Source organism: Curtobacterium sp. MCBA15_008 (genome assembly GCF_001865065.1).
In the GTDB taxonomy this organism is placed as follows: Bacteria; Actinomycetota; Actinomycetes; order Actinomycetales; family Microbacteriaceae; genus Curtobacterium.
This window is the reverse complement of record NZ_MJGN01000067.1, coordinates 39,302-54,476: the sequence shown is the minus strand read 5'-3', so window position 1 is coordinate 54,476 and position 15,175 is coordinate 39,302. Positions and strand designations below refer to the sequence as shown.

At 71.3% G+C, this 15,175-nt stretch carries 15 protein-coding genes and 1 pseudogene; 6 read left to right on the top strand and 10 right to left on the bottom strand.

All coding sequences use genetic code 11. The features are described 5' to 3' along the window. Positions 1–19 precede the first annotated feature (19 nt). From BIU96_RS17945 to BIU96_RS17935, 3 genes and pseudogenes are all read right to left on the bottom strand, one after another. Positions 20–982 (bottom strand): SURF1 family protein, encoded by a 963-nt coding sequence (locus BIU96_RS17945; RefSeq protein WP_083403064.1) that lies wholly within the window; start codon positions 980–982, stop codon positions 20–22. 98 nt (positions 983–1,080) lie between these two features. Then, positions 1,081–1,287: pseudogene (locus BIU96_RS17940) on the bottom strand (hypothetical protein); the annotation flags it as partial. Next, the gene (locus BIU96_RS17935; protein WP_071293973.1) at positions 1,287–1,706 is read right to left on the bottom strand and encodes a DUF3099 domain-containing protein; all 420 of its coding nucleotides are present in this window, start codon (positions 1,704–1,706) and stop codon (positions 1,287–1,289) included. The pseudogene BIU96_RS17940 and the gene BIU96_RS17935, both read right to left, overlap by 1 nt. Before the next feature lie 164 nt (positions 1,707–1,870). On the opposite strand from BIU96_RS17935, the gene fabG reads away from it, so the two are divergent. After that, positions 1,871–2,584: a 3-oxoacyl-ACP reductase FabG gene (gene fabG, locus BIU96_RS17930; protein WP_071293972.1), complete on the top strand. Its 714-nt coding sequence runs from the start codon at positions 1,871–1,873 to the stop codon at positions 2,582–2,584. A gap of 92 nt (positions 2,585–2,676) precedes the next feature. Here fabG and serB read toward each other — a convergent pair whose 3' ends face one another. Both serB and BIU96_RS17920 read right to left on the bottom strand, forming a co-directional pair. Further along, the gene (serB, locus tag BIU96_RS17925) at positions 2,677–3,315 is read right to left on the bottom strand and encodes a phosphoserine phosphatase SerB (RefSeq protein ID WP_071293971.1); all 639 of its coding nucleotides are present in this window, start codon (positions 3,313–3,315) and stop codon (positions 2,677–2,679) included. Positions 3,316–3,395: 80 nt separating this feature from the next. After that, positions 3,396–4,637, bottom strand: coding sequence for a glucose-1-phosphate adenylyltransferase (locus BIU96_RS17920; RefSeq protein WP_071294003.1), 1,242 nt, complete (start codon positions 4,635–4,637; stop codon positions 3,396–3,398). Positions 4,638–4,684: 47 nt separating this feature from the next. Between BIU96_RS17920 and glgA the strand changes: the two genes are divergently transcribed. The 3 genes from glgA to BIU96_RS17905 all read left to right on the top strand — a co-directional run bounded on the left by glgA (position 4,685) and on the right by BIU96_RS17905 (position 7,033). Continuing rightward, positions 4,685–5,884 (top strand): glycogen synthase, encoded by a 1,200-nt coding sequence (gene glgA / locus BIU96_RS17915; protein WP_071293970.1) that lies wholly within the window; start codon positions 4,685–4,687, stop codon positions 5,882–5,884. 9 nt (positions 5,885–5,893) lie between these two features. Beyond that, entirely contained in the window at positions 5,894–6,676 is a 783-nt protein-coding gene (locus BIU96_RS17910) for an ABC transporter ATP-binding protein (RefSeq protein ID WP_071293969.1), read from the top strand. Between the two features lie 108 nt (positions 6,677–6,784). Beyond that, positions 6,785–7,033, top strand: a complete 249-nt coding sequence (locus tag BIU96_RS17905) for a type B 50S ribosomal protein L31 (protein ID WP_071293968.1) — start codon at positions 6,785–6,787, stop codon at positions 7,031–7,033. Positions 7,034–7,607: 574 nt separating this feature from the next. On the opposite strand, the gene BIU96_RS17900 is transcribed toward BIU96_RS17905, so the two are convergent. Next, complete coding sequence (locus tag BIU96_RS17900; protein ID WP_071294002.1) at positions 7,608–8,273, bottom strand: 3'-5' exonuclease; 666 nt, start codon at positions 8,271–8,273, stop codon at positions 7,608–7,610. 298 nt (positions 8,274–8,571) lie between these two features. After that, positions 8,572–10,281: a maltose alpha-D-glucosyltransferase gene (gene treS, locus BIU96_RS17895; RefSeq protein ID WP_071293967.1), complete on the bottom strand. Its 1,710-nt coding sequence runs from the start codon at positions 10,279–10,281 to the stop codon at positions 8,572–8,574. Positions 10,282–10,453: 172 nt separating this feature from the next. On the opposite strand from treS, the gene BIU96_RS17890 reads away from it, so the two are divergent. Together BIU96_RS17890 and BIU96_RS17885 are read left to right on the top strand one after the other, a co-directional pair. Continuing rightward, positions 10,454–11,470 (top strand): alpha/beta fold hydrolase, encoded by a 1,017-nt coding sequence (locus BIU96_RS17890; RefSeq protein WP_071293966.1) that lies wholly within the window; start codon positions 10,454–10,456, stop codon positions 11,468–11,470. Then, entirely contained in the window at positions 11,467–12,558 is a 1,092-nt protein-coding gene (locus tag BIU96_RS17885; protein WP_071293965.1) for a glycosyltransferase family 1 protein, read from the top strand. Before BIU96_RS17890 ends, BIU96_RS17885 begins: the two co-directional genes overlap by 4 nt. 243 nt (positions 12,559–12,801) lie before the next feature. On the opposite strand, the gene BIU96_RS17880 is transcribed toward BIU96_RS17885, so the two are convergent. The 3 genes from BIU96_RS17880 to BIU96_RS17870 all read right to left on the bottom strand — a co-directional run bounded on the left by BIU96_RS17880 (position 12,802) and on the right by BIU96_RS17870 (position 15,136). Further along, a complete protein-coding gene (locus BIU96_RS17880) occupies positions 12,802–13,551 on the bottom strand; it encodes a hypothetical protein (RefSeq protein WP_071293964.1) in 750 nt (249 codons plus the stop codon). 89 nt (positions 13,552–13,640) lie between these two features. Next, positions 13,641–14,279 carry a histidine phosphatase family protein gene (locus BIU96_RS17875; RefSeq protein ID WP_071293963.1) on the bottom strand — a complete coding sequence of 213 codons (639 nt, stop codon included), beginning with the start codon at positions 14,277–14,279 and terminating at the stop codon, positions 13,641–13,643. After that, positions 14,276–15,136 carry a Sir2 family NAD-dependent protein deacetylase gene (locus BIU96_RS17870; protein WP_071293962.1) on the bottom strand — a complete coding sequence of 287 codons (861 nt, stop codon included), beginning with the start codon at positions 15,134–15,136 and terminating at the stop codon, positions 14,276–14,278. Before BIU96_RS17870 ends, BIU96_RS17875 begins: the two co-directional genes overlap by 4 nt. Positions 15,137–15,175 lie beyond the last annotated feature (39 nt).

Here is a 15,175-nt window from a genome sequence, read left to right as displayed (position 1 = left end):
GCCACGTGCCTCCAGTCCGTCAGCGGCCGGACCGCAGCAGCTCGTCCTCGATCTCGGCGTCGGTCTTGGGCTTGGCGTCCTTGCGGCGCTGGCGCTCGAGGGCGCGCTCGCGCTCTTCCGGGTCGTCCTGGTTGAGGTTCCGGTACTCCTGCACCATCAGGTATGCGAGGAACCCGAAGCCGCCGGCCGCGAACATGAACCACTGGATGAAGTAGCTGAGGTGCAGCCCGGTGTCGGCGGTCGGCCGGTCCCAGCCGAGCGGACGCGCCTCGGACGGAGCCGGTGACTCGGACGCGAGTTGCCCGTACGCACCCGTCCAGAGCGGCCTGTCGACCTTCTTCGCGACGTCGGACAGCGTCACCGACTGCACCTGGTCGGTGTGGGCGGGATCCGTACGGCCCGGGATGCGAGGCTCGCTCTGCTGGAGTCGGACGATCGCCGTGACCTCGCCGGTGGGGGGAGCCGGCACGTGGTCCGGGGCGTCCTGCGCGTTGCCGGTCGGCACCCAGCCGCGGTCGACGATGAACGCGCGGCCGTCGTCGGTGACGAGGGGCGTCAGGACCTCGAAGCCGGGTTGCCCGTTGTGCACGCGGTTGCGGACGAGCAGTTGGTCGTCGACGTCGTAGCGCCCGGTGGCGGTGACGCGGAGCCAGGTCTGCGAGTCGTCCCAACTGCCGGCCCGGGGGAGCGCCTGGTCGAGCGGCACCGGCGTGTGCTCGTAGTTCTGCGCGACCTGCTCGTTCTGGCGGACGGCCTCGTTGCGGCGGTCCCACTGCCACATGCCGAACAGGGTGCAGACGATCGCGAACGCCACGGCGATGGCGAAGTAGCCGAGCCACCGGCGGCTCTGCACGAAGCGCCAGCCGACGAAGGGCTCGTCCGGGTCACGCGCCGTTCGGTCGCGGTCAGCTGCCGCGGCCCGCTCGATCTTCTGGGCGTGCCGACGGCCGTACCGGGAGCCCGGGTCGAACCGGTCCGTCACCGACGCTCACCGGCCGCACGCGCACCGACGTCGTTCTTCGGGGCGTCGGCCGGGTCGCGCTCGTCGTCGAGACGGTCCACGTCCTCGTGCATGCCGGTCACCCGGACGGGGAAGGACCGGGAACGCAGGTAGTCCGCGAGGAAGTCACGGTGCTCGTCGCACGCCGCCCAGATCTTGACGCGGTCGGTCGCGTGAATCCGGGGGTTGCGCCAGTTGACGCGCCAGGCAGCGGTCGACACGCAGCCCGCGCGCGAGCACACCGGGGTCGAGCCGGGTTCGGTGAACAGGTCGAAGGTCGCGCCCATCAGCGACGACCCCAGACACGGGAGCGGTCGCCGTTGCGCTGCCACTCTTCCTGCGCGTGCTGGGCCTGTTCGCGCAGACGGTCCTGTTCGGCGCGGTAGGCCTCGGCGCGGGCGTCCTCCTGTTGTTCGCGGAGGCGCGGGTCGACGGCGTCGTACAGCTCGATCGACCCGGCGGGGGAGACCATGTCGCTCTCGGTGTGGTTGCCGGCGTTCGCGATGACCACGGCGACCCAGGGGATGACACCGGCGAGGACGATCGGGATGACGGCGAGCCAGGTGTGCCACACCGACCACACCAGCACCGCGCCGACGAAGAAGACCACGCGGACCGCCATCTGCCAGACGTAACGGGACAGCCGGTGTGCGCGGTCCTGCTCCGGTGAGTCCGGGAGGGACGTGATGCTGTTGGTCTGCTTCATCCGATGTTCTTTCCTCTGCCCTGCTCCAGCCTAAGCCCGACCGCTGACAGATGTGGGCAGCTCGCGGGGGACAGGTGCGGGTATCGGCTCCGGTACGCTCGTCCGGGCGTGTCCGACCGGTCCGGTCCCGGCGCGCCGAGCACCCCACCCCGAACGGAGCGACCATGAGCACCCCCCGTACCGTCCTCGTCACCGGCGGCAACCGCGGCATCGGCCACGCCCTCGCCGAACGGTTCGTCGCCGCCGGACACCGCGTCGCCGTGACCTCCCGCAGCGGGCAGGGCGGCCCCGAGGGTGCGCTCACGGTGCAGGCCGACATCACCGACACCGCCTCGGTGGACGCCGCCTTCACGCAGGTCGAGGCCGAGCTCGGGCCGATCGAGGTCCTGGTGGCGAACGCCGGCATCACGAACGACCAGCTCCTGCTCCGGATGTCCGAAGAGGACTTCACGAGCGTCATCGACACCAACCTGACCGGCACCTTCCGGGTCGTCAAGCGCGCCACCAAGGGAATGATGAAGGCGAAGTTCGGCCGCATCGTCCTGATGTCGAGCGTCGTCGGCGCCTACGGCCAGGTCGGGCAGGTCAACTACGCGTCGTCGAAGGCCGCCCTCGTCGGCATGGCCCGCTCGATCACCCGTGAGCTCGGATCGCGCGGCATCACCGCCAACGTCGTCGCCCCCGGCTTCATCCAGACCGACATGACGGCGGCGCTGCCGGAGGAACTGCAGGCCGAGTTCAAGAAGCAGATCCCGGCCGCGCGCTACGGCACGGTCGACGACGTCGCGGACGCCACGCTGTTCCTCGCCGGCGACGGTGCCGGGTACATCTCCGGCGCGGTCATCCCGGTCGACGGCGGCCTCGGCATGGGGCACTAGCCAGCGCCTGCGCGTCGTTTCGTGCCCAGCGACAGTTCACGGGAGCTCGCGCGCGTGACGTGTCGCTGAGCGCGAAGAACCGCACGGTCCGCTCAGCCGCGCAGGCCGAGCGTCGAGAGCACCGCGGACAGGTCGCGGTCGACGACCGCCACGTCCGCTTGCTCGCGCACACGCGGCTTCGCGTCGAACGCGACCGACAGGGCGGCGATGCGCATCATCCCGAGGTCGTTCGCGCCGTCGCCGACCGCCACGGTCCGCGCCGCGTCCACGCCGTCGGCCGCGGCCCACTCCCGCAGCGCCACGGCCTTGGCGTGCGCGTCGACGACGTCGCCGAGCACGCGCCCGGTGAGGACGCCGTCGGTCACCTCGAGCCGGTTCGCCCGGCAGTGGTCGAGCCCGAGTCGTTCGGCGAACGGGTCGAGGACCTCGTGGAACCCGCCGGACACCACCCCCACGGTGCCGCCGGCGGCGTGCACCCCGCGGACGAGTTCGTCGGCTCCGCGCGTCACACGGACCGCGTCCTGTGCACGACGGAATACGTCGACCTGGAGGCCCGCCAGGGTCGCGACACGCTCCCGGAGGCTCTCGGCGAAGTCGATCTCGCCGCGCATGGCGCGCTCCGTGATCGCCTCCACCTGTGGCCGGGTCCCGGCGCTGTCGGCCAGCAGTTCGATGACCTCGTCCTCGAGGAGCGTGGAATCGGCATCGAGGACGACGAGGAAGCGGGGCACGCACCAACGGTACCGACTGCCGGAGGGCGGCCCGTCCGTGTGACGTGCGCCGCGCCTCCAGGCAGTGTGCTGGTGCGTGTCTACGCGTCGACGCGGACGCCCTTGCCGACCACGGTGATGCCGGATTCGGTGACGGTGAAGCCGCGGGCTTCGTCCGCCTCGCGGTCGACGCCGACCTTCGCTCCCGGTGCGATGACGACGTCCTTGTCGAGGATCGCGCGGTTCACGACGGAACCGGCGCCGATCGACGCGCGCTCGAAGACGATCGAGTCGAGCACCTTCGCACCGGAGTCGATCCCGCACCACGGGCCGATCATGCTGCGTTCGACCTGCGCTCCGGAGACGAGGCAGCCGAGCGACACGAGCGAGTCCACGGTCGAGCCGGTGTTGCCGTTCGCGTCGCGGACGAACTTCGCCGGGGGCAGGTTCGTCTGCTGGTTGAAGATCGGCCAGTCCTGGTTGTAGAGGTTGAACACCGGCACCGGGGCGATCAGGTCCATGTGGGCGTCGTAGAACGAGTCGATCGTCCCCACGTCGCGCCAGTAGTACCGGTCGCGCTCGTTCGACCCGGGCACGTCGTTGCGCTTGAGGTCGTACACGCCGGCGTCGCCGCGGTTCACGAAGTCCGGGACGATGTCGCCGCCCATGTCGTGGTCCGAGGTCTCGATCTGTCCGTCGCGGAGGACCGCGTCGACCAGGGCGTCGGCGTTGAAGACGTAGTTGCCCATCGACGCGAGGATCTCGCCGGGGGAGTCGGCGAGCCCGACGGCGTCCTTCGGCTTCTCGAGGAAGGCGTCGATCTTCGTCGGGTCGTCGGCGGCGACCTGGATCACGCCGAACTGGTCGGCGAGACCGATCGGCTGCCGGATCGCGGCGACGGTCGCGCTGCGCCCGGAGGCGATGTGCGCCTCGACCATCTGGTGGAAGTCCATCCGGTACACGTGGTCCGCGCCGACCACGACGACGATGTCGGGTCGTTCGTCACGGAGCAGGTTGAGCGACTGCAGGATCGCGTCCGCCGAGCCGGCGAACCAGCGCTTGCCGAGCCGCTGCTGCGCCGGCACCGAGGCGACGTACGAGCCGAGGATGCCCTCCATGCGCCAGGTCTCGGCGACGTGGCGGTCCAGGCTGTGGGACTTGTACTGCGTCAGGACGACGATCTTCTGCAGCCCGGAGTTCACCAGGTTCGAGAGCGCGAAGTCGATGAGACGGAAGTTCCCGCCGAACGGGACAGCGGGTTTCGCGCGGTCGGCCGTGAGCGGCATGAGCCGCTTTCCCTCGCCTCCGGCGAGCACGATGCCGAATACCTTCTTTGGTGCCATGCCGCTCACAGTAGGCGTCAGCACTGGGAACCCGTTACGTTGAACGCGTGCGAGTCGATCTGCTGACCAGGGAGTATCCGCCGGAGGTCTACGGCGGAGCGGGTGTCCACGTGGCCGAACTGACCGCGGCGCTGCGGTCCGGAACGGACACCGAGGTGCGCGTCCGCGCCTTCGGGGCGTTCCGCGACGAGGCCGACGTGTGGGCCTACCGGACCCCCGACGGCCTCGAGCAGGCCAACGGGGCGCTGCAGGCGCTCGCCACCGACGTCGCCATCGCGGCGGACGTCGAGGGCGCCGACGTCGTGCACTCGCACACCTGGTACGCGAACTCGGCGGGCCGGATCGCGCAGCTGACCTACGGCATCCCGCACGTCGTCACGGCGCACAGCCTCGAGCCGCTCCGTCCGTGGAAGGCCGAGCAGCTCGGCGGCGGCTACCGCCTGTCGAGCTGGATGGAGCGCGAGGCGTTCGAGCAGGCCGACGGCGTCATCGCGGTGTCGAAGGCCATGCGCGCCGACATCCTCCGCTCGTACCCGTCGATCGACCCGGCGAAGGTGCACGTCGTCTACAACGGCATCGACATCGAGGAGTGGAAGCCGACCGTCGACGAGGACGCCGTGCGCGGCCTCGGGATCGACCCGTCGCGCCGCTCCGTCGTGTTCGTCGGTCGCATCACCCGGCAGAAGGGCCTGCCCTACCTGCTGCGCGCCGTCGCGTCGCTGCCGTCGGACGTCCAGATCGTCCTCTGCGCGGGTGCGCCGGACACACCCGAGATCATGGCCGAGGTCACCGGGCTGGTCGAGTCACTGCGCGAACAGCGTGACGGCGTGGTCTGGATCGACCGGATGCTCTCCCACCAGGAGATCGTGAACGTGCTGTCGTCCGGCACGGTGTTCGTCTGCCCGTCGGTCTACGAGCCGCTCGGGATCGTCAACCTCGAGGCGATGGCGTGCGGCATCCCCGTCGTCGGCACCGGCACCGGCGGCATCCCCGAGGTCGTCGCCGACGGCCTCACCGGGCGCATCGTGCCGATCGATCAGGTGCAGGACGGCACCGGCACGCCGACCGACCCGGACCGCTTCGTGGCGGACCTGGCGGCGACCCTCGAAGAGGTCCTCGCCGACGAGGGGCTGGCGAAGCTCATGGGCCGCGCCGGACGCCTCCGCGTCGAGACCGAGTTTACCTGGGACGCGATCGCCCAGCGGACACGGCAGGTCTACGACGAGGTGCTCGGCCAGAACCCGTAGGCTTGTCGCATGCCCTCGGTCGTGCGCTTGTCAGACGTCTCCGTGGTCCGCAACGGGGCCACCATCCTCGACGAGATCTCGTGGGAGGTGCAGGACGACGAACGCTGGGTCGTGCTCGGTGCCAACGGTGCCGGCAAGACCACGCTGCTGCAGGTCGCGGGCGCGCAGAGCTTCCCCACCTCGGGTGAGGTCGAGGTGCTCGGCACGGAGCTCGGCGGGGCCGACCTGTTCGAGCTCCGCCCCCGCATCGGCTTCGCGTCGACCGCCCTGGCGCGCCGGATCCCGGTGACCGAGAAGGTCATCGACGTCGTCCTCACCGCCGCGTACTCGGTCACGGGTCGCTGGAACGAGGAGTACGAGGAGCTCGACGTCCGCCGTGCGCAGCGCGTGCTCGACGAGTGGGGCCTCGGTGCCTTCACGGACCGGACGTTCGGCGAGCTGAGCGACGGCGAGCAGAAGCGCGTCCAGATCGCCCGCGCCGTGATGACGGACCCCGAGATCCTGTTCCTCGACGAGCCGGCGGCGTCGCTCGACCTCGGCGCGCGCGAGAGCCTCGTGCGCACCCTCGGCGGCTACGCCCAGAGCGACGACTCGCCCGCGATCGTCATCGTCACCCACCACGTCGAGGAGATCCCGGCCGGGTTCACCCACGCGCTGGTGCTCGCCGACGGCCACGTGCAGGCAGCGGGCCCGATCGACGAGGTCCTGACCGCCGAGACCCTGACCGAGGCGTTCGGCATCGAGCTGACCGTCTCGAAGGACGCCGGCCGGTACACGGCACGCGCGGCCTGACTCCTGCTCCCGTTGCGGCTCGCTGTCTGGTAACGTAGACGGCTGGCGCAAGCCGCAGACTTCCGGCGCTCTTCGCGCACTTCCATCACCGCTATCCGAGGAATCTCCATGAAGACCGACACCCACCCCGAGTACCGCGCCATCGTCTTCCGCGACCTGGCTTCCGGTGAGACGTTCCTGACGCGTTCGACCGCGAACAGCGACAAGACCATCGAGCTCGACGGTGCCACCTACCCGGTCATCGACGTCGAGATCTCGTCCGCGTCGCACCCGTTCTACACGGGCAAGCAGCGCATCCTCGACTCGGCCGGTCGCGTCGAGAAGTTCAACCAGCGCTTCAAGGGCTTCGGCAAGTAAGCAGCCGTTCTCTCCGCAACGGGCGGTCCTCCTTCGGGAGGGCCGCCCGTTGCGTCGTGTGGGGCGTTCGGTGGCGGTACGGCGATGTCGGCGGCGGTGGCGGTGGCGGCGGCGGCGGTGGCGGTACGCGTCGGCGGCGGTACGCGTCGGCGTTTGCACCCCCGTGCGGAGGTCGCGCCCCGGTGTGTGCGGGTGCGACGTGCGTGCGGGGGTGCGACTCGTGCGGGGTTGGCGTCGCAGGACCGGATCACGGCATGTGGGGCACGCACCGCGCGCCCCGGGGCGTTGCGGGCGTTGCGGGGTGCTGCACGCTGCGGGGCGCGGCTGACGCGGTGCGTCAGCGGCTGCACCCGCATGTGGACGTTGCGCCCCGGTGTGTGCGGGTGCGACGTGCGTGCGGTGGTGCGACTCGTGCGGGGCTGGCGCGCGCGGCGGCCCCGCGCGACGGCGACGGCCCAGGTTGAACCACGCAAACGACATCGAACCGGGTGCGTGACCCGGTTCGATGTCGTTTCCGTGGTTCGGCGCGGCCGGGCACGCGCGGCCGACGCAGCGCCACGGCAGCGCCCGCGCGTCAGCCGGCGTTGCGGTGCGGCCAGCGACCGTCTGCGGTGAAGGACGGGTCGCGCTTCTTGCGCATGTAGTCCTGGAACGAGGTGGCCTGCTCGGCGCACCAGCCGACCTGCTTGCGGTGGAGCTCCTCGGCGGAGACGCCGAGCTCCTGCGGGTACTTCGCCGCGATGGCCTGCGCGACACGCCCGGCAGCGATGGCGTCCGCACCGGCGTCGTGGGCGTCGTCGAGGGTGACGCCGTAGAGCTCCGACGCGGCCTCGAGCGTGCGCTTGCCCTTCCGGAAGGTGTCGAGCGCCTTGTCGATCACGAGCGGGTCGACGACGTTGCCGATGACCGGGGAGGCGATGCCGTGGCGCTTTGCCTCGCGGTCGAGGACGGTCAGGTCGTACGGGGCGTTGTAGATCACGAGCGGGATACCGCGCGCGAACACGGCCTCGACGGCGGCGATGATCTCGGCCACGACCTCGCCCGCGGGACGACCGTCGGCGCGAGCGCGTTCGGTGGTGATGCCGTGGACCGCGGCGGCGCCCTCGGGGATCTCGACGCCGGGGTCGGCGAGCCAGGCCCCTTCGACGATGGAGCGCCCGGTCATGTCGATCAGGCCGACGTGCGCGGTGACGATCCGGGCGGTCTCGACGTCGACCCCGGTGGTCTCGAGGTCGAACACCCCGAGCGCGTGCCACCAGGGGCGCCCGGCGAGGTCCTGCGGCGCGCCGGGTTCGGCGGCGGGCGTGTCGAGCGCGGTTGCGGAGTACGTCACGTCACGAGGCTAACGGCGCGCACCGACACGACCGCCGCGACCCGCCCGACGGGGGCGAGCCGCGCCTCCAGGCCGGGACGGTCCCGTGCGGGGTGGGACGCAGTCGAGGGGGCAGGAATCGTCGGGCCGGGCGTCGCCACCCGACGATTTCTGCTCCCTCGACCGGGGCGCGTCGCGCAGCGCCCCGCCAGGCCGCGCCCGCCGACTACTGGACCGGCGCGCCGACGTGCAGCCAGTAGAACGACTGCGTGCCCATGGTGAGGGTGACCTCGCCCGAGGCGTCGAACGACGGGAAGGACCCGCCGCCGAACAGGTCGTAGAGCGGGCGACCGGCGTACTCGGGGGCCGAGATCGTCACCGACGTCGGGTTCGTGGCGAACGAGAAGACGCAGAGGACGTCCTCAGCGGAGGGGCCGAACTGCTGCCCGGACCCCTCCCACGAGCGGACGAAGGCGAGCACCGAGTCGTTCGTGGTCTCCTGCACCTGCAGGGTCCCGAGGCCGAACACCGGGTGCGCCTTGCGCACGTGGATCACGTTCCGGACCCAGTGCAACAGCGACCGCGACTGCGCGAGCTGCGCCTCGACGTTCACCTGCGCGTAGTTGTACACGAGGGACTGCACGACGGGCAGGTACAGCTTGCCCGGGTCGGCGGTGGAGAAGCCCGCGTTGCGGTCCGGCGTCCACTGCATCGGCGTGCGCGAGGAGTCGCGGTCCGGCAGCCAGATGTTGTCGCCCATCCCGATCTCGTCGCCGTAGTACAGGAACGGGGACCCGGGCAGCGAGAAGAGCAGCGCGTGGATGAGCTCGAGCTCGGCGCGCGAGTTGTCGAGCAGGGGAGCGAGGCGTCGGCGGATGCCGATGTTCGAGCGCATCCGCGGGTCGTAGCCGTACCAGCCGTACATCGCCTGCCGGTACTCCTCGCTGACCATCTCGAGGGTGAGCTCGTCGTGGTTCCGGAGGAAGACACCCCACGCGGCACTGGCCGGCACGTCGAGGGTCTCCGAGAGGATCGCCTTCAGCTCGGCGGCGTGCTGCGCGCGGAGCGAGTAGAAGATCCGGGGCATCACCGGGAAGTCGAACGCCATGTGGCACTCGGGCTCCTCGTCGGTGCCGAAGAACGCGGCGGTCTCACGCGGCCACTGGTTCGCCTCCGCGAGGAGGACCCGCCCGGGGTACTCGTCGTCGACCATCGCGCGGAGCTTCTTGATGAACTCGTGGGTCTCCGGTTCGCCCTCGCCGTTGCCCTCCTCCGACTCGAAGAGGTACGGGATGGCGTCGAGCCGCAGCCCGTCGACACCGAGGTCGAGCCAGTGCCGGACGACGTCGTAGACCGCCTCGACGACCGCCGGGTTCTCGAAGTTGAGGTCGGGCTGGTGCGAGAAGAAGCGGTGGAAGAAGAACTGCCGACGGACCGGGTCGAACGTCCAGTTCGACTCCTCGGTGTCGACGAAGATGATGCGGATGTTCTCGTACTCGGTGTCCGTGTCGCGCCAGACGTAGAAGTCGCCGTAGGGGCCGTCCGGGTCCTCGCGGGACTGCTGGAACCACTCGTGCTGGTCGCTGGTGTGGTTGATCACCATGTCGATGACGATGCGCATGTTGCGCTCGTGCGACTTCGTGACGAGCTCACGGAAGTCGTCGAGGGTGCCGAACTCGGGGAGGATCGACTTGTAGTCGGCGATGTCGTACCCGCCGTCACGCATCGGCGACTTGAAGAACGGCGGCAGCCACAGGGCGTCGACGCCGAGCCACTGCAGGTAGTCGAGCTTGCCGATGACGCCCTGGAGATCACCGATCCCGTCGCCGTTGGAGTCGACGAAGGAGCGGATCATGCACTCGTAGAAGACCGAGCGCTTGTACCACTGCGGGTCCAGTGTCAGGCCGGGGAGCTGGATCGGGGCGGTGAACGTCACCCTGGACACGCTAGGCCGCCACGGGTCCGGTTGTCCGCAGAAAGGCCGGAGTGCAGGGCGGACGGACGGGAGGCGCGGCTCGTCCTCCACAGGCGGCTCACGTCGACGGGTCGTCCACGTTCTCCCGCGGGGTGCGGGGCTCGCGCGGGTGCGCGTTCGTAGACTGACGGGGATGCAACCGCCCGTCCTCTCCCCGTACCAGTCGCTGATGGCCGCCACCCCGGTCGTGCACCGTTCCGTGCCGGTCGACGGCCGCACCACGCACTACTGGGTCTACGGCCCGGAGGACGCCGCCCGCACCGTGCTCGCCGTGCACGGGTTCCGCGGGGACCACCACGGCCTCGAGACGATCGCGGCCCACCTGCAGGGCGTCCGGGTGATCGTGCCCGACCTGCCCGGGTTCGGCGTGTCGGACCCGCTGCCGGTTTCGGACATCGACTCGTACGTCGGGTGGCTCACCGGATTCCACGCCGCGCTCGGGCTCGGACGCGACACCGTCGTCCTCGGGCACTCGTTCGGCTCGATCGTCGTCGCCGCGACGGTGGCCGCCGGCCTCGACACGCGGCTGCTCGTCCTGGTGAACCCGATCGCGGCCCCCGCCCTGCAGGGACCACGGGCGGTCGGCACCGGCATCGCGATCGGCTACTACCGCGCCGGCGCCGTGCTGCCGAAGCCGCTCGGGCTCGGGCTGCTCCGGAACCCGGCGATCGTCCGCGTGATGAGCGTCGCGATGCTGAAGTCGCACGATCGCGACCTCCGCCGCTGGGTGCACGACCAGCACGACCGGTACTTCTCGGCGTTCGCGAACCGCACGAGCGTGCTCGAGGCGTTCCGCACCTCGGTCACGCACGACGTCTGCGAGTACGCGGACCGCATCACGGTGCCGGTGCTCATGATCGCGGCCGAGCACGACGACATCACCGCCGTCCCGGAGCAGCGGGCGTTGGCTGCGCGGCTGTCGGACGCCGAGCTCGTCGTGATCCCCGAGGTCGGGCACCTGGTGCACTACGAGACGCCGGACGTGGCGGCCGAGGCGGTGTTGCGGCGGATGGCGGACGCACCCGTGCGCGCGAAGCGGGACGGTCGGACCAAGGCGAGCCGTGCCTCCAGGCGGGCGACGACCGGCGGAACGAGCACCGACGCGCGCGACGTGGCCACCGGTGACGCGACCGACGGGGGTGCCGCGTGACGCGCCTCCGGGTCGGCATCGACTGCCGGTACGTCCGCATCGGGCGGCACGACGGCATCAGCCGGTTCACCGCCGGCGTCGTCGCGCACCTGCCGGACCGGCACGACTACACGCTGCTCGTGCACGACGAGCGCCAGCTCGAGTCCCTGCCGGAGGGCATGCCCTGGGCGCTCCTGCCCGCACCGACCGAACCGGGGGAGCCGTTCGTCGCCCGGAAGGTGAACCGGCTCGGCCTCGACGCGGTGTTCTCGCCGATGCAGACCATGGGCTCCCGTGGTCGTGACTACGCGCTCGTGCTGACCCTGCACGACCTCATCTACTACCGCAACCGAACGCCCCCGCGGGAGTTCTCGTGGCCGCTCCGGCTCGGCTGGCGGGCGTTCCACCTCAGCTGGGTGCCGCAGCGGGTGCTGCTGAACGGTGCCGACGGTGTCGTGACGGTGTCCGAGACCACCGCGGGCCTCATCGCGGAGCACCGGCTGACGAAGCGCCCGGTGACGGTGGCCTACAACGCCGCCGACCCGGCTGCGCGTCGGCCGTCGGACGGCGACCGGACGAAGACCCTCGTCTACATGGGGTCGTTCATGCCGTACAAGAACGTCGAGACCCTGGCTGCAGCGCTGCCGCTCCTCGGTGCCGACTGGGTGCTGCACTGCATGTCGCGCGTGTCCGACGCCGACCGTGCACGGCTGAGCGGCCTCGCGCCGTCCGGCTCGATCGTGTTCCACGACGGCGCGACCGACGACGAGTACCTGAGGGTGCTGCGGTCGGCGACGGCGCTGGCCACGGCGTCATACGACGAGGGCTTCGGCATCCCCCTGGTCGAGGCGATGGGCATCGGGACGCCGGTGGTCGTCAGCGACGTGCCGATCTTCCGCGAGATCGGGGGCGTGGCCGCCGAGTACTTCGACCCGTCGTCGCCGTCCGCCGTCGCGGCTGCGGTGCGCCGACTGGAGGCGCGGTGGGACGCCGCCTCGGAGGCGTCGGTCGTGCAGGCGGCCCGGTTCCGGTGGGACGACTCGGCGGAGCAGGTCGTGCGCGCGGTCGAGCGGGCGGTCGCGGAGCGCGCGGCGCGCGCGGCGCGCTGACGCGCGGCGGGCGCCCTGGGCGCCGGCGGCGCCCGAGTTTCGGGCTCAGCGACAGATCTCGCGGCGCGCGGCACGAGAAGTGTCGCTGGGCGCGAAAGCGACAGAGCTGCGCGGACTGACTCGCGTTGAGCCGCGAAAGCGACAGAAGGGCGCCGAACATCGGCGGCGAACTGTCGCTTTCGCGGGACGGGCGCGGACGGGACGGGGACGGACGGGACGGGACGGGACGGGGCGCGACGCGCGTCAAGACGCCGGTGCCGCCGACTCGAGCGTCGCGCCGGGGAACACAGCGTGGGCCTCCTGCGTCGCCTTCGCCATGATGGCGCCGAGCGCGTTCCCGGTGCCGTGCGTCTCGACCGTGATCGTCTGCGCCGCGGCTTCGTCCGACGGGGCATCGTCGCCCCACGAGCACCGCACGCCCGTCACCCCGCCGATGGCGTCGAGCTGGCGGGCGAGTGCGAGGCGCTTGCCGGTGGCCTCGCCGTCGGCGGAGACGCCGACCTCGAGCACGCCGAGGTCCGCCACCGCGAACACCCGCACGCCGTTGCCGCTCGCGTCGTCCGCCGCGTCGCTGAGGGCGTCGACGACGGCGGTGCGCTCGGCGTCGGACAGGGTCGGGGCCACGGCGACGGTGGACTGCACGTCGTAGCTGGCGAACGAGGTCTTCGTGGGCTCGTCGTCCCGCACGCGCTGCACGCCGTCGACCTCGCCCGCGACCGAGCCGAAGCGGTCGAGTGCGGCCTGCGGGCGGGGGAACACACCACCGACGCCGTTCTGCACGCTGCCGATGATGGTGACGAGCACGACGGCGATGACCCCGGCCGTGACGACCACGCCGATCGCGATGAGGGCCCCGCGGCCGAGGCGCTGCCGCGGCGTGCGGACGGCGACCGACTCGGTGCCCGGTCCGAAGGCGCGGTCGAGGTCGTCCGCCTCGGTGGACTGTGGCCACCCCGGCCGGGCACCACCGGTGCCTGGTTCGTCGACGGTCATGTCAGCCCCCTCACGCGCACGGGTCTGCGAGTCCCTCGGAGCCTAGTACGGCGGGTCCGACATCGGTTCGGGGGTGACCGGATCGTGCCTCAACCGCGACGTTCGAGCGGGTTCTGGTACTCGAACGCGTACCGTCCCGGCCCGTCCGACACGTCGTCGATCGGGTCGTCGAACCGGACGAGTTCGGCGTGGAAGCGCTCGGGGTCCCACCGGAAGGAGTGCACGGAGCCGTTCCGGATCGGCGTCTGGTGCCGGTCGGCGGTGCCCGGCGCTGCGGCGTTCACGATGCTCCGGATGACGGCGCCGTGCGTGGCGACCACCACGGAGCCGGCGTCGTAGCGCACGGCGATCTCGGCGAGGGTCTCGGTGACCCGGGCGAGGAGCGCGCTGCGGGACTCCCGCCCGGGGATGTCGTCGTGCGGGTACCGCTCGAGGACCTCGTCGTTGGTGAGCCCCTCGGCTTCGCCGTAGGAGCGCTCGGCCAGCCCGGGGGCGGTCGCCGGCGCCGCGAGCCCGAGGTGGTCGGCGATGATCGAGCCGGTCTCGAAGGCGCGGGACAGCGGCGAGGCCACCACGGCGTCGAAGCGTCGGCGTTCGAGCAGGACGGCGGTCGCGGCGGCCTGGGCGCGTCCGGTCGCGTTGAGGGGGATGTCCGTCGAGCCCTGGATGCGTCGTTGCGCGTTCCAGTCGGTCTCGCCGTGCCGGACCAGGTACAGGAGCGTCGTCACCGCTCGATCATCGCAGACGGGTCGAGCCGTTCCGCCAGGGCCTGCAGCGTCTCGGTGGTGCCGGCGTCGAGCTTCACCGCTGCCCGACGGTCGCTGCGGGTCTCGCCGCGGTTCACGATGACGACCGGGAGCTTCCGCCGCGTGGCGTGGTCGACGAGCCGGACGCCGGAGTTCACGGTGAGCGAGGAGCCGACGACGACCAGCGCCTCGGCCTCGGCGACGATGGACACGGCCTCGCGGAACTTCTCGGCGGGCACGAACTCGCCGAAGAACACCACGTCGGGCTTCAGCACGCCGCCGCACACCGAGCAGTCGGGCACGCGGAACCGCTCGACGTCGGTGATCTCGACGTCGCCGTCCGGTTGGAGCTGCACCGACCCGGGCTCGTCGATCCACGGGTTCTCGCGGTCGAGCACGGTCGCGAGGTCGGCGCGCGAGAACACCTGCCCGCAGGTCAGGCACACGGCGCGGTCCATCGAGCCGTGCACCTCGACGACGCGGCGGGAGCCGGCGCGGAGGTGCAGTCCGTCGACGTTCTGGGTGATGACGCCGGTGACGATGCCGTCGCGTTCGAGTCCGGCGAGCGCCCGGTGTCCGGGGTTCGGCCGTGCGGCGGCGAAGGTGCGCCAGCCGAGGTGCGATCCTGCCCAGTAGCGCTGGCGCTTCGCCGGGTCGGCGCGGAACTCCTGGAAGGTCATCGGCTTCCGCACGACCCGGCCCGCTCCGCGGTAGTCGGGGATGCCGGAGTCGGTGCTCAGGCCGGCGCCGGACAGCACCGCGATCCGCTTGCCGGCGAGCAGCTCCACCGCGCGGTCGAGATCCGCGTCCGCGGTGCTGGGCTGTTCGCTCGTGGCCATCGTGTTCACGGTACCCTCAACAGCCGACCGTCCCGGTCA

What these genes read in the sequence shown, in the direction of transcription:
- BIU96_RS17920 (WP_071294003.1), bottom strand. Translation starts at nt 4,637, where the DNA reads ATGGCACCAAAGAAGGTATTCGGCATCGTGCTCGCCGGAGGCGAGGGA.
- BIU96_RS17880 (WP_071293964.1), bottom strand. Translation starts at nt 13,551, where the DNA reads ATGACCGTCGACGAACCAGGCACCGGTGGTGCCCGGCCGGGGTGGCCA.
- BIU96_RS17910 (WP_071293969.1), top strand. Translation starts at nt 5,894, where the DNA reads ATGCCCTCGGTCGTGCGCTTGTCAGACGTCTCCGTGGTCCGCAACGGG.
- BIU96_RS17905 (WP_071293968.1), top strand. Translation starts at nt 6,785, where the DNA reads ATGAAGACCGACACCCACCCCGAGTACCGCGCCATCGTCTTCCGCGAC.
- BIU96_RS17935 (WP_071293973.1), bottom strand. Translation starts at nt 1,706, where the DNA reads ATGAAGCAGACCAACAGCATCACGTCCCTCCCGGACTCACCGGAGCAG.
- BIU96_RS17890 (WP_071293966.1), top strand. Translation starts at nt 10,454, where the DNA reads ATGCAACCGCCCGTCCTCTCCCCGTACCAGTCGCTGATGGCCGCCACC.
- fabG (WP_071293972.1), top strand. Translation starts at nt 1,871, where the DNA reads ATGAGCACCCCCCGTACCGTCCTCGTCACCGGCGGCAACCGCGGCATC.
- BIU96_RS17870 (WP_071293962.1), bottom strand. Translation starts at nt 15,136, where the DNA reads ATGGCCACGAGCGAACAGCCCAGCACCGCGGACGCGGATCTCGACCGC.